Annotated in this window: 9 protein-coding genes; 6 read left to right on the forward strand and 3 right to left on the reverse strand. The window is 71.7% G+C overall.

Annotation, left to right across the window (positions count from 1 at the left end; all coding sequences use genetic code 11):
* Positions 1–27: 27 nt before the first annotated feature.
* On the forward strand, positions 28–585 hold the full coding sequence (locus ADL25_RS20850) for a hypothetical protein (RefSeq protein WP_059129267.1): 558 nt from the start codon (positions 28–30) through the stop codon (positions 583–585).
* Positions 586–899: 314 nt separating this feature from the next.
* Here the strand turns inward: ADL25_RS20850 and ADL25_RS20855 are convergent, their stop codons facing one another.
* Positions 900–1,187: a hypothetical protein gene (locus tag ADL25_RS20855; RefSeq protein WP_147317884.1), complete on the reverse strand. Its 288-nt coding sequence runs from the start codon at positions 1,185–1,187 to the stop codon at positions 900–902.
* 45 nt (positions 1,188–1,232) lie between these two features.
* The gene (locus tag ADL25_RS20860; protein WP_059129269.1) at positions 1,233–3,734 is read right to left on the reverse strand and encodes a sensor histidine kinase; all 2,502 of its coding nucleotides are present in this window, start codon (positions 3,732–3,734) and stop codon (positions 1,233–1,235) included.
* Positions 3,735–3,979: 245 nt separating this feature from the next.
* On the opposite strand from ADL25_RS20860, the gene ADL25_RS20865 reads away from it, so the two are divergent.
* Entirely contained in the window at positions 3,980–5,551 is a 1,572-nt protein-coding gene (locus ADL25_RS20865; RefSeq protein WP_059129270.1) for a Na+/H+ antiporter, read from the forward strand.
* A gap of 9 nt (positions 5,552–5,560) precedes the next feature.
* Here the strand turns inward: ADL25_RS20865 and ADL25_RS20870 are convergent, their stop codons facing one another.
* On the reverse strand, positions 5,561–6,973 hold the full coding sequence (locus tag ADL25_RS20870) for a hypothetical protein (RefSeq protein WP_059129271.1): 1,413 nt from the start codon (positions 6,971–6,973) through the stop codon (positions 5,561–5,563).
* Positions 6,974–7,595: 622 nt separating this feature from the next.
* On the opposite strand from ADL25_RS20870, the gene kdpB reads away from it, so the two are divergent.
* The 4 genes from kdpB (at position 7,596) to ADL25_RS20885 (ending at position 11,951) form a co-directional block, all read left to right on the forward strand.
* A complete protein-coding gene (gene kdpB, locus ADL25_RS20875; RefSeq protein WP_079050494.1) occupies positions 7,596–9,740 on the forward strand; it encodes a potassium-transporting ATPase subunit KdpB in 2,145 nt (714 codons plus the stop codon).
* A 337-nt stretch (positions 9,741–10,077) separates the two neighbouring features.
* Positions 10,078–10,881: an SDR family NAD(P)-dependent oxidoreductase gene (locus ADL25_RS20880; protein ID WP_059129272.1), complete on the forward strand. Its 804-nt coding sequence runs from the start codon at positions 10,078–10,080 to the stop codon at positions 10,879–10,881.
* A 30-nt stretch (positions 10,882–10,911) separates the two neighbouring features.
* Positions 10,912–10,989, forward strand: a complete 78-nt coding sequence (locus tag ADL25_RS52230) for a 50S ribosomal protein bL37 (RefSeq protein WP_374203157.1) — start codon at positions 10,912–10,914, stop codon at positions 10,987–10,989.
* A 140-nt stretch (positions 10,990–11,129) separates the two neighbouring features.
* Positions 11,130–11,951 (forward strand): GNAT family N-acetyltransferase, encoded by an 822-nt coding sequence (locus tag ADL25_RS20885; protein WP_063805695.1) that lies wholly within the window; start codon positions 11,130–11,132, stop codon positions 11,949–11,951.
* Positions 11,952–12,358: the final 407 nt, after the last annotated feature.

Here is a 12,358-nt window from a genome sequence, read left to right on the forward strand (position 1 = left end):
GCTCACCCGGTCCATATCGTCAGCGGTATGGGACGCCGCAACGACGCGCGAGACGACACTGCGGGCGCGCACGCGCAGGAGGCCGGCCACGCGGTGTACGACCGGCGCTGGACCGGGGACCTGCACAGCTCGATTCGCTGTGCGGCCCTGCTCTTCGGCATGCTACTCCTGATCGACTGGGGCTCCGGCCACCGGACGTGGTGGCGGACCGCACTGTGGCTCGCGCTGTCGGTACTGCTCTTCCTGGTGCTCCACCCACGGCGGGTGTCGGCGGGCGAGGGCTGGCTGGCCTCGCGCGGACTGAACGGCACACAGCGGGTCCGCACCGACATGCTCGTGTCGCTGCGCAGCCTGGAGGGCGTCTCCCAGCGGCTGGTGCTGCGGGACGCGTTCGGCGACCGCGTCGAGCTCGATCCCCAGGTGCTGGTGAACAACCCCGACCTCTGGTACCGCCTCCACGAGGACGTGCGGAAGTCCGCCGAGCTCGGCTCCCTGCTGTGCGGGGCGACCGCGCTGCGCCGCATCCAGGAACGGATCGAACGCGAGACCGCCCACACGGTGTTCAAGATGTCCGGGATGGAATGACGCCTCCACAGCCCCGCCGAGCCCGGTCCCTCGGGCCGCCTGCCTCAAGCTGAAGCGGGCGCCACGTTGTCGCGGCCCCGCCGCGTGCCGCCAGGGCCACCCGGTCCCCGGCTCGCAGGACACTCACTCCCCCACTGCGAACGCCGGTCGAAGTCGGGCCGCTCCGGACCGGGTCCGGCGAAGGTGTCCCACCCATGCCGCCTGCCCCCGCACCGCGGCGGCAGGCACCCTCCACCCGTTCCTCGGGAACGCCTCGTACGCAATGCGGCACCCGGCTCGCGGTGGCCGGTCATGTCCACGGCGCTCGACCGGAGTCAGCCCTCGCGTGCCGGCCCCGCCGCGTCGAGTACCGCCCCCGTCTCGCCGGCCAGGGTCACCGCGACCAGACGGGCCAGGAGCGGGGGTACGGGCCCCTCACCCGGGGTGAGTATGAAGCGCCCCTGATAACGGCCGTTGCCGTAGACGCGCAGTTCGGTCTCTCCCTCGGGCCAGCCGTCCGCATCGAGGTCACGGCGGCGCCCGCCGTGCGTCAGGCTCCCGTCCCGTCGCAGCCGCGGCGGCCGCCGGCCCGTCGCGCATGGACCATGCTGCGATCGAGGCACCGGGGCCCTCCACATGGTGCTGCCTCCGGATACCGGTCTCGGTGCTCATGACCCACCTCCTACGCTGTGCGCACTCTGCGGACACCCGTGCTCGGCCGCCTCGGCGACGGACAGCGAGAGCACCATGGTCAGGCCGCCGCCGGGCGTGTCCTCCGGGGTGAGGGTTCCGTTCATCGCTTCGGCCAGTCCCTTGGAGAGGGCGAGACCAAGGCCCAGACCGGTGGTGTTGTCGGTGTCGCCGAGCCGCTGGAACGGCTCGAAGAGCCGGTCACGGCCGGTCGGCGGAAGACCGGGGCCGCGGTCCACGACACGTACCTCGACCCGTCCGGCCAGCGCGCTGGCGGTCACCAGCACCTTGGAGCCGGACGGGGTGTGGCGGACGGCGTTGCCGACCAGGTTGGCGATCACTCGTTCGAGCAGAGGCGGATCCACCAGCACCACCGGGATGTCCTCCAGGTTCCCCGCCTCGGCCTCCGGGAAGTCCGCCAGTGCCGTCGGAAGCACCTCCTCCAGCGCCGTCGCCCGCAGTTTCAGCGTGAGGACTCCCGCCTCCAGGCGGCTGAGGTCGAGAAGGTTCTCCACCAGCCGGTTCAGCTTCGCCATGGACTCGTCGGCGGTCGCCAGCAGTTCGTCCCGGTCCTCGGCCGAGAACTGCACATCGCGGCTGCGCAGCGACGTGACGGCGGCCCACCCGGCCGCGAGCGGGGTGCGCAGGTCGTGGCCCACGGCCCGCAGCAGCGCCGTGCGCATCCGGTCGGCGGCCTTGACCGGTTCGACCTCGGCCGCGGCCTCGGCGAGCCTGGCCCGCTCGACCGCGGATCCCACATGCGCGGCGAAGGCGGCGAGCACGCGCCGCTCGGAAGACGACAGGCTGCGGCCGCGCAGCGCCAGGAAGGCGCCCGGGCCCGCCGGGACGGCGGTGACACCCTCGGCATCCGGCGGTTCGTCCACCAGTTCGGCCGACTCCATGCCGAAGGTCTCCCGAGTCCGCTCCAGCAGGGCGGGAATCGTCTGGCCCCCGCGCACGATGCTGCCCGCCAGTGAGGACATGGTCTCCGCCTCGGCCGCAGCGCGCGCCGAGCGCCTGGACAGACGCAGGGAGCGGTCCACCGCTGCTGCCACGATGGCGGCGACCACCGCGAAGACGGCGAGGGCGAGGAGCGCGTTCGGATCGTTCAGGGTGAACTGCCCTATGGGCGGGATGAACCAGTAGTTGAGCAGCAGGGACGCCGTCACCGAGGCGATGACCGCCGACGTGACCCCGCCGATGCACGCCACGCCCACCACGGCGAGCAGGAAGAGCAGGGCCTCGCTGGTGAGGTTGAGGGTGCCGCGCACCTGGGCGAGGGCCACGGTGAGCAGCACCGGCAGCACCAGACCGGCCACCGGTCCCGCGATCATCCGGGCCGTCGACAGGGTGCGGCGACGTGAGGGCAGCAGCGTCCCCCGTCCGGCACGCTCGTGCGTGACCCGGTGGACGTCGATGTCACCGGAGAGTGCCGTCACGGTCTCTCCGGTGCCCGGACCGGTGAGGAACCGCTCCAGGTGGCCCCGGCGGCTGGTTCCGAGGACGAGCTGGGTGGCGTTCTCCGCACGGGCGAACTCCACGAGAGTGGTGGCGACGTCGTCGCCGACGACCGAGTGGTAGCTTCCGCCGAGGTCCTCCACCAGCCGGCGCTGCCGGGCGAGGGAGGCGTGCGACACGCCCGCTGCGAGCCCGTCGCTGCGGGCCACGTGCACGGCGAGCAGATCGCCTCCGGCGGACCGGGCGGCGATCCGCGCGGCCCGGCGGATCAGGGTGTCGCCCTCGGGCCCGCCGGTCAGGGCGACGACCACACGTTCACGTGTCTCCCACACCCGGCCTATGGCGTGTTCGGCCCGGTACGTGTGGAGCGCCTCGTCGACCCGGTCGGCCACCCACAGCAGCGCCAGCTGACGCAGCGCGGTCAGGTTCCCGGTCCGGAAGTAGTTGGCGAGGGCGGCGTCGATCTTCTCGGGTGCGTAGATGTTGCCGTGCGCCATACGCCGGCGCAGCCCCTCCGGCGGCATGTCGACCAGTTCGATCTGATGGGCGCGCCGTACGACCTCGTCGGGCACCGTCTCGTGCTGCGGCACCCCGGTGATCTTCTCGACGACGTCCTTCAGGGACTCCAGATGCTGGATGTTGACCGCGGTGATGACGTCGATCCCGGCCGCGAGCAGCCGTTCGATGTCCTGCCAGCGCTTGGGGTTGCGGCCGCCGCCGGGCACGTTCGTATGAGCGAGCTCGTCGACCAGCGCCACGTCGGGCCGGCGTGCCAGCACCGCGTCCAGGTCCATCTCGGGGAACACCCCCTCGCGGTACTCGCACCGCGCGCGGGGCACGATCTCCAGCCCCTCCAGCATCGTCTCGGTCTGCCGACGACCGTGGCACTCCGCGAATCCGACCACCACGTCCGCGCCCCGGACGGCCCGACGCCGCCCTTCGTCGAGCATCCGGAAAGTCTTGCCCACTCCGGGGGCGGCACCGAGGTACACCTTGAGTCGTCCGGGCCGTACGTCATTCATCGCAGCCGAGGCGCTCCGCTCACTGGCTCAACTCCCACACGGGGACGGGTCACTTCTCGCACTCACTGCTCCCAACGGAAGCCCGTCCCGAGGCCGTCAGCACGGCCGTTAGCGGATCCTTGGCGTCGCTCACGTGGACCTTGACACTGTCTTGACGCGTCCTGGACCGATAGGGTGAACGCGGTGTGCCGGGAAGTCTGGTCGGCGTGGAGCCAAGGTGGCTCCGTTCGAGCCCAGGGGACGGCATGCGCAGCGTAGGGACGGTTCTGTCACTCGTCGTACTGGCCACCGTCGTGGCGACCTTCGCCCGCCGATGGCGTATCCCTGCTCCCTCCCTGCTCGTGGTGGCAGGCCTCACCGTCGCGCTGCTGCCGGGAGCCCCGCAGATCCAGATCAGCCCGGACGTCATCGGTCTCGTCGTGTTGCCTCCGCTGCTCTACGCGAGCGCCGAGGAGATGTCCTGGCGTGAGCTGCGCGCGGTGTGGAAGCCGGTTGGGGTACTGGCCGTCGGCCTGGTGCTCGCCTCGGCGGCCGCGGTCGCGGCGGTGGCCTCACTGGTGACGCCCCTGCCGTGGCAGATGGCGCTCGTACTGGGCGCCGTGCTGGCGAGCACCGATCCCGTGGCGGTCACGGCGCTCGGCCGGCGGCTCGCGCTGCCGCCCAAGGTCCAGGTGCTGGTCCAGGCGGAGAGCCTTTTCAACGACGCGACCTCCCTGGTGCTGTTCCGGGTGGCGGTGGGCGTCGCCGTGGCCTCCGCCGCCGCCGACTGGGGCTCGGCGGGCAGCGAGTTCATGGTGCTGGCCGGCGGTGGCACGGTCATCGGGGCCGCGCTGGCCGGAGTGGTCGCCCTCATCCGGCGGCGTACCGAGGACCCGGTCCTGGAGACGGTGATCGCCCTGGTCACGCCGTACGCCGCCTACGTCCTCGCAGAGGCCGCGCACACGTCCGGCGTCACGTCCGTCGTGGTCGCCGGGGTGGTCCTCGGCGGGCGAGGCGACCGGCTCACCAACGCCCGCATCAGGCTCCAGTTGCACGCGGTGTACGGCACAGTGGTGTTCCTGCTCGAGAGCGTCGTCTTCAGCCTGATAGGCCTGGCCCTGCCCGCACAGGTGCGGGCGCTGTCCGACGGTGACCGGATCTGGCCGCTGTACGCCCTGGCCGTCGCCGGGACCCTGATCGCCGTACGCCTGCTGTGGCTGGCACCCCTGTCCGCGGTCGTACAGCGCAAGGGCGGGATCCAGCGGATGAACTGGCGGGTGCCGATGGTGCTGACCTGGGCGGGCACCCGGGGGGTCGTCCCGCTGGCGGCGGCCCTGTCGATCCCTGTGGCCACGGCGGACGGCGCCGCGCTCACACAGCGGCCCCTCGTGCTCGTCCTGACCACCTCGGTCGTCGTCGTCACCCTTGTCGTCCAGGGCTTCACCCTGGCCCCGGTCGTCCGGCGCTCCGGCATCGCCCTGGAGCCCGACCACACCGAGCGCGAGGAGGCCGCGGCCCGGTGCAGCCTGGCGGGGGCCGGGATCCGGCGTCTGGACGAGCTGGCGGAACTCGAGGCGGCGCCCGACGTGGTCATCGACCGGCTCCGCCGGGGTCTGAACGCCCGCCTCGAGGACGCCCGCGACCGGCTCACGGACACCAACGGCGGGATGCCACAGGAATCCGCCGACCTGGTCTACCGCCAGTTGCGCCGCGACCTGATAGCCGTGGAGTCGGCGGAGCTGCGGCGCCTGTACGACGACCATGCCATCAGCGACACGACCCGCAGACGCCTCCAGCGCTCCCTGGACCTGGAAGAGGCCCGGCTGGCGGACGTGTGAGCGCGGGGCTCAGCGGAACTCGGCGAGCCGGGGCCGCAGCCCGAGGGCGGTGAGGGCGGCCGCGGCGACCAGCAGTCCGCCCGCCCATGGCAGCAGTACGCCCACGGCCGAGCGGCCTTCCCGCACCGAGGACTCGAAGTGGGCCTGGTTGATGCCCGTCACCTGGTCCAGCGCGGCCATCCACTGCCCGAAGTGCGCGTTGGACGTGCCGGGCTCCCAGCCCATGCAGAACTCCGCCGCCTCGTGCTCCTTGCCGGCCGCGAACAGCGCGCGGATCGTTCGGTCGTCGCGCTCGTAGACCGCGTAGGCGTCCACGGTCTGCTCGGCCGCGGTCCGTTCACCGGGGAAGGTGATGTTGTCCAGTTCGCGCCGGAACTCGCCCGTGAAGCGCAGGTCGTTCCGGTCATTACGGTAAGCCCTCCAGGTGGCGGCGAGCCCGGCGTCGTACGTCGCCAGAGCAGCGCCCTCGATGCCGTACAGCTGCTGGGACTTGGCGAGGAACGAGCGCGCGTACCGGTCGCGGCGCTCGGGGTCGAGCAGATAGCGGCTCTCGTCGGCGTTGGCGTCGTAGGCGATGGCTCGGGCACGGGAGAGGGCGACGACGGAGTCGAAGGCGTCCCGGCGGGCGACCCGCAGATGTGCGGCGGAGGAGGAGAGCATCTGCGCTCCGAGGACCACCGCCACCAGGGTGCAGACGGTGGCCGCGAGCACACCGGGATTGAGGACCCGGTGGAAGCGGCGGGCCAGACACCACTGGAGCAGGCCCAGCACGGCGAGGAGCAGCGCGCCGAGGGCGAGTACGGCGATGAGCTGCGCGGACAGGCCCGAGCGGGCGCGGGCGTACTGCCCGTCGAACGCCCTGTCGTTGGACTCCACCAGGGCTCGCGCATCGGGCAGCAGATGCTGCTGGAGCAGATCCGTGGCCCGGCGGTAGTCGGCCAGCGCTGCCGTCTTGCCGCCGCCGTGACCGTCGTTCTCCAGTGCGCGGCCGAGGAGCTCCTGGTACTCGGCGAAGTCGTCGGTCAGCGACTCGACGGTCCGCTCGTCGGCCCGATCCCCTTGGGCCGCGACGGCGAGGGTGCGCAGATCGTGGCCGATCTCGCGGCGTGCGGCCCCGTAGAAGCCGACGGCCTTCTCGTACGGCGTGACCAGACGTCCCTGGCCCGCGTTCCCGCTGGACAGCAGCATGTTGGCGGCCTGGGCGTCCATGTCGTTCAGGGCGAGGTTCAGATCGGCGGCGCTGGTGGTGCGCGGCGCGTCGCGGTCGGCGACGGAGTCCCAGGTGCCGGTGGCGGCCTGACCGGCCACCAGGAGCAGCAGCGCCAGTGCGGCGGCGAGCGAGACCGTGACCGCGCGCAGGAAGCGCAGACGCGCGGGCAACGTGGCCCAGTAGCGGCGGCGCAGAGCGGCCCGCGCGGCCACGGTCTCGCGGCGGAGGTGACGCCTCCGCCCACCCGGCCGCGGTCCCCCTCTCGGCCGCGAGCCGTTGTCCCCCTCGGGCGGGACGACCGCCGGTTGCCGTGGCTCCGCGCCCACCCCCTCTGGGGCGCGTGTTGTTCCGGCCGTGATCGTCACGGTCCCTCCAACGTCGGACCACGGACGGTCGCCCGTCCCCCGTTGCCGCTCAGTCTGCGACCGGTTCCGGCCACGCACTGTCTGCGTTGACGCGCCCCTGATGCGTTCTCAGGCGGCATTGACGGGACCTTTACGACCCTCGCGCGCGCCCCGTATGAGTGCCGCAAATTCCCGGCACATCCGGGTAGTTCGACTGCGGGACGCGGCTAGAGTCACCAGCGGTCCGACCAAGAGGCCGCGGACGTCACTGGCATGACGTCCCTCCAGCGGAAGCTCCATTCCAAGGCGCCTCGGGTCGGCCGAGCGCGCGTGCCCCGTCGTCCCATGTCCGGCCCTGCGCGCAACCGTGCGGGACCGGGGCCCCGGTCCCGCACGGGCCCCGCGACCAGCCCGTTTCTGTCAGTCCGAACGGTACGTCCGCGTGCCTAGGTGCGTGGACTCCGCTTTCCACCGAGGCACGAAGGTGGCCATGCTCCCCGCCGCTCCTCCGCAGGTCCCGACCTCCCGCTCCGCGCTGGGCGCAGCGGCACCTCCCGCCGGGCGTCGCGCCCCGAGCGGGCTGTTCGAACCGGCCCAGCTCGCCCGCTCGTTCCCGGACGCGCTGCGCAAGCTGCATCCCCGGGTGCTGGTCAGGAACCCCGTGATGTTCGTGGTCTCGGTCGGCGCGGCGCTCACCACCCTCTCCTCCGTCCTGCACCCGACCGTCTTCACCTGGGTCATCAGCGTGTGGCTGTGGCTGACGGTGGTGTTCGCCAATCTCGCGGAGGCGGTCGCCGAGGGCCGCGGCAAGGCACAGGCCGCTTCGTTGCGCAGGTCGCGCACGGACACGGTGGCGATGCGGCTGCTCGATTGGCGCTACGGCACCGACCCGCGCCTGGCACGCACGGAGCCCGTCCCGGCCACCGCTCTGCGGCCGCTCGACGTCGTTCTGGTCGGGGCGGGCGAGACCATCCCGTCCGACGGCGATGTGATCGACGGGGTCGCGGCGGTCGACGAGTCCGCGGTCACCGGTGAATCCGCGCCCGTGGTCCGTGAGTCGGGCGGCGACCGCTGCGGCGTCACCGGCGGTACGACCGTGCTCTCCGACCGGATCGTCGTACGGGTGAGCGCGCGCCCCGGGCACAGTTTCCTCGACCGGATGATCGCGCTGGTCGAGGGCGCGTCCCGGCAGAAGACGCCGAACGAGATCGCCCTGAACATCCTGCTGGCCTCGCTCACCGTCATCTTCCTTCTGGTCGTGGTCACCCTCCAGCCGATGGCCGAGTATGCGAAGGCCGCCCAGTCGACGACCGTTCTGGTCGCGCTGCTCGTCACGCTGATCCCGACCACGATCGGCGCCCTGCTGTCCGCGATCGGCATCGCGGGCATGGACCGGCTGGTGCAGCGCAACGTCCTCGCCATGTCGGGACGTGCCGTCGAGGCCGCGGGCGATGTGAACACGCTGCTGCTGGACAAGACCGGCACCATCACGCTGGGGAACCGCGAGGCCACGGAGTTCGTGCCGCTGCCCGGTGTCCCCGAGAGCCACCTGGCCCGGGCAGCACAACTGTCGTCACTCGCCGACGAGACGCCCGAAGGCCGTTCGGTGGTCGTCCTCGCCAAGGAGCGGCACGGTGTGCGGGCCCCCGCCGAGGGCGAGTTGAGTCAGGCGCGATGGGTCGCGTTCAGCGCCCGGACCCGGATGAGCGGCGTCGATCTGCGCTGGGACAACGGAGCGGCGCAGTCGATCCGCAAGGGCGCCGCGACACAGGTCCTGGAATGGGTGCGGATGTACGGAGGAACGGTCCCGCCCGAGGCCCGAAGCCTCGCGGAGTCGGTGGCCGCCTCGGGCGGCACCCCGCTGCTGGTGGCCGTGTACGACTGGGACGGACCACGCGTCCTCGGACTGATCCACCTCAAGGACATCGTCAAGGACGGAATCCGCGAACGCTTCGCCGAGCTGCGCCGGATGGGCATCCGCACCGTCATGGTGACCGGCGACAACCCGCTCACCGCACGGGCGATCGCCGAAGAGGCGGGCGTCGACGACTATCTGGCCGAGGCGACGCCGGAGGACAAACTCGCCCTGATCCAGCGGGAGCAGGCGGGCGGCAAGCTCGTCGCGATGACCGGTGACGGCACCAACGACGCCCCCGCCCTGGCACAGGCCGACGTCGGCGTGGCGATGAACACGGGCACATCGGCCGCCAAGGAGGCCGGCAACATGGTCGACCTCGACTCCAACCCGACCAAGCTCATCGACATCGTCGAGATCGGCAAACAACTCCTCATCACCCGCGGCTCACTCACCACGTTCTCCATCACCAACGACGTGGCGAAGTACTTCGCGATCATCCCGGCGATGTTCGCGGGTGCGTACCCGGGTCTGGAGTCCCTGAACATCATGGGCCTGCACAGCCCGAAGTCAGCGATCACCTCGGCCATCGTCTTCAACGCGCTGATCATCGTGGCGCTGATCCCGTTGGCCCTGCGCGGCGTGCGCTACACGCCTGCGTCGGCCCACGACCTGCTGCGCCGCAACCTGCTGCTGTACGGGCTCGGTGGGCTGGTCCTGCCCTTCGTCGGCATCAAGTTGATCGACATGGTGATCTCGGCGGTGCCCGGCCTCGGCTGAACCGCACCCGTGCCGGGCCCGACACACCGTCATGAACACGTATGCGCACGTCAGAGTGGCGTATGGGATCGTGTGGCGGTCTTGTTCCGGGCCCGAGGAACGACTTCGATGGACCACGTGAACAGCGCATGGCTCCTCTTCGACCGGCCGCCGAGTCCCGGCGCGACCCGTCGTGCGCCTCGCTGCCCGGAATCGCCCGCGTCCGCCTTCTGACGTCGACGCGTCTTCCGTAGCCCTCGGGGCGCCGTGACCCACGTCCGGCGCCCCTTCTCGTATTCGCACGTCACCGGCCGCCCTGCACGGGCCGAGCCGGCGTGCCCGCATCCCTGGATGGACCATGCCCGACCTTTCGTCCCGTACCGTCCTCGTCACCGGAGCCACCTCCGGCATCGGACTGGAGACCGCGCGACTGCTCGCCGATGGCGGCGCCACCGTGCTGCTGCACGGCCGCACCGCCGAGGAGACGCGGGCGGCCGTCGACCGTCTCGTCGCCATGAGCGGGATCGACGAGTCCCGACTGCGGCCCTGCGCCGCCGACTTCACCCGCCTCGAGGAGGTCGAGGCCCTGGCGGAGCACGTCGTGCGGGAACACCCGCACCTGGACGTGCTGGTGAACAACGCCGGGATGGCGGCACCGGAACGCCACACCGTCACCGCGGACGGCAACGAGATCGCCTTCCAGGTCAACTTCCTCGCGCACTATCTGCTGACCTGTCTGCTGGAGCCGGCGCTCACCAGCGACCCCGGGGGCCGTGTCGTCAACGTCTCGTCCACCCTGCACCGCACGGCGTCGATCCAGTGGGCGGACCCCAACCGGGCCCGCCGCTACTCGCGGCTCGCCGCCTATGCCCAGTCCCAGCTCGCCCTCACCGTCTTCGCGGCCGACCCGCGCGTCACCGCGGTCTCCGTGCACCCGGGCATCTGCGACACGGCTCTTCTGCCGCTCTACGCGCTCGAGGGTGCCGAACCCGCCGAGGGCGCCGCCCACATCGTCCGGCTGTGCGACCCGGCGGTGGAAATCGTCAACGGCGCCTACTACGACCGCGCCGAGCGCGTCGACCCGGCGCCGGCCGCTCAGGAGGAGCGCACCGTCAAGCGACTCAACAAGCTGGCGGACCTGCTGGTCGGCCGGGCCGCCTGAACCACCCATGAAGAAAGGGAGTTGACCCGCATGTCCAAGCGTGCCCGCAAGAAGAGGGCCCGTCGCAGGAAGAAGGCGAACCACGGCACCAAGGCCGGCCAGGCGTAACGCCGGCCGGAGGGCGGGGCGGGCGTCCCCCGACGGACGCTCCCCCGTCCCCGTTGTTCTCACTCACCGTCGAAGCGTCTTCACCGTCAAGGCTCCGCGACCGTCGAAGCGTCTTCACCGTCCGACGTGGAGGCGTCAAAATGATCGAACTCGCACCCGACCGGCTTCCGGCACTCATCCGCTGGCTGCCCACCGGCGCCCCGGGCCCCGCCGTCGTCGGCGAACACGTACTGGGCACCGGCATCGGCCACTGGTGGGCGGACAGAGCGGACCACCCACGCGCGGTGGCCGTGTCCTGCGCGGGATACGCCGTCCTGCGCGGAACGCCGGACGCGCTCACCCCGGAGGCCCTGGCACCCCTGGCGCACCACTACATCGACGCCCCCGCCCGGTTCCTGCCCGCTCTGCACTCGGCCTTCCACCGGCTCACGCCCTGGGAGCGCATGGTGTGGACCCTGCAGGACAAGCCTCACCCCACGCCGACCCCGCGGGGCCTGACCGTCCGTCGTCTCGAGCCGCGCGACGCCCCGGCCCTGGCGGCGCTCGACCCGGACGCGTCGTGGATCCACGACGCCTGGGGCGGCCCGGCGGGACTCGCCTCCTCCGGTCACGGCTGGGCGGCGGTGGACCGCGCCGGTGATCTGCTGGCGGTCGCAAGCACACACTTCCGCGGCACCCGCTACGAGGACGTGTCCGTCTTCACCCGCTCCGACCACCGCCGCCTCCGCCTCGGCCTGGCCTGTGTCACCGCCCTGTGCGCGGACATCACCGCGCGCGGCCACCAGCCGAGCTGGAACTGCTCGACGCTGAACCGCGCCAGCAGACTGCTGGCCTGGACCGCCGGCTTCCGACTGGTACGCGAATACGTGCATCACGCGGCCGGAAGCCCCATCTGGAACGGGCTCCCCACGCCCGGCGGGCGACCCTCCGGGGAGACCGCAGCCGCACGGGGCTCTCGCTGACCGGGGCCCGCTTCCTCACCGGAGGCGGGCCCCTGCTTCGCGGTGTGACGCTGTGTGTTCGCCTCGGGTCGGGCGGCCGGGCTCACCGGCTCTGCTCCTGTGTGCGTCGGCTTCCTGGCCTTTTGATGGGCCATTGATGCCGGTTTGATGTGACATTGATGCCGACACGATCGTTCTTAACGGAAGCTTGACGCCTACGGCCCCGCCATCCGTGGGCCCGCGCGTCACTCTCTGCATACGCTGGTGCGGCCGTCCGTGTGATGGCCGATTCCCGCACCGAGCCGTACACAGGAGAGCGCGCCGATGGCCACCACCGAACACCCACCACCCGCGAGCCGGCTGCGGGCGTGGATGCTGGAGGGGCTGTCCGACATGGGCAAGGGCTCCGCACAGCAGCAGCCCACCGA

Source organism: Streptomyces sp. NRRL F-5122 (assembly GCF_001507435.1).
Taxonomy (GTDB): Bacteria; Actinomycetota; Actinomycetes; order Streptomycetales; family Streptomycetaceae; genus Streptomyces; species Streptomyces lannensis.

What these genes read in the sequence shown, in the direction of transcription:
- ADL25_RS20865 (WP_059129270.1), top strand. Translation starts at nt 3,980, where the DNA reads ATGCGCAGCGTAGGGACGGTTCTGTCACTCGTCGTACTGGCCACCGTC.
- ADL25_RS20880 (WP_059129272.1), top strand. Translation starts at nt 10,078, where the DNA reads ATGCCCGACCTTTCGTCCCGTACCGTCCTCGTCACCGGAGCCACCTCC.
- ADL25_RS52230 (WP_374203157.1), top strand. Translation starts at nt 10,912, where the DNA reads ATGTCCAAGCGTGCCCGCAAGAAGAGGGCCCGTCGCAGGAAGAAGGCG.
- kdpB (WP_079050494.1), top strand. Translation starts at nt 7,596, where the DNA reads ATGCTCCCCGCCGCTCCTCCGCAGGTCCCGACCTCCCGCTCCGCGCTG.
- ADL25_RS20850 (WP_059129267.1), top strand. Translation starts at nt 28, where the DNA reads ATGGGACGCCGCAACGACGCGCGAGACGACACTGCGGGCGCGCACGCG.
- ADL25_RS20860 (WP_059129269.1), bottom strand. Translation starts at nt 3,734, where the DNA reads ATGAATGACGTACGGCCCGGACGACTCAAGGTGTACCTCGGTGCCGCC.
- ADL25_RS20885 (WP_063805695.1), top strand. Translation starts at nt 11,130, where the DNA reads ATGATCGAACTCGCACCCGACCGGCTTCCGGCACTCATCCGCTGGCTG.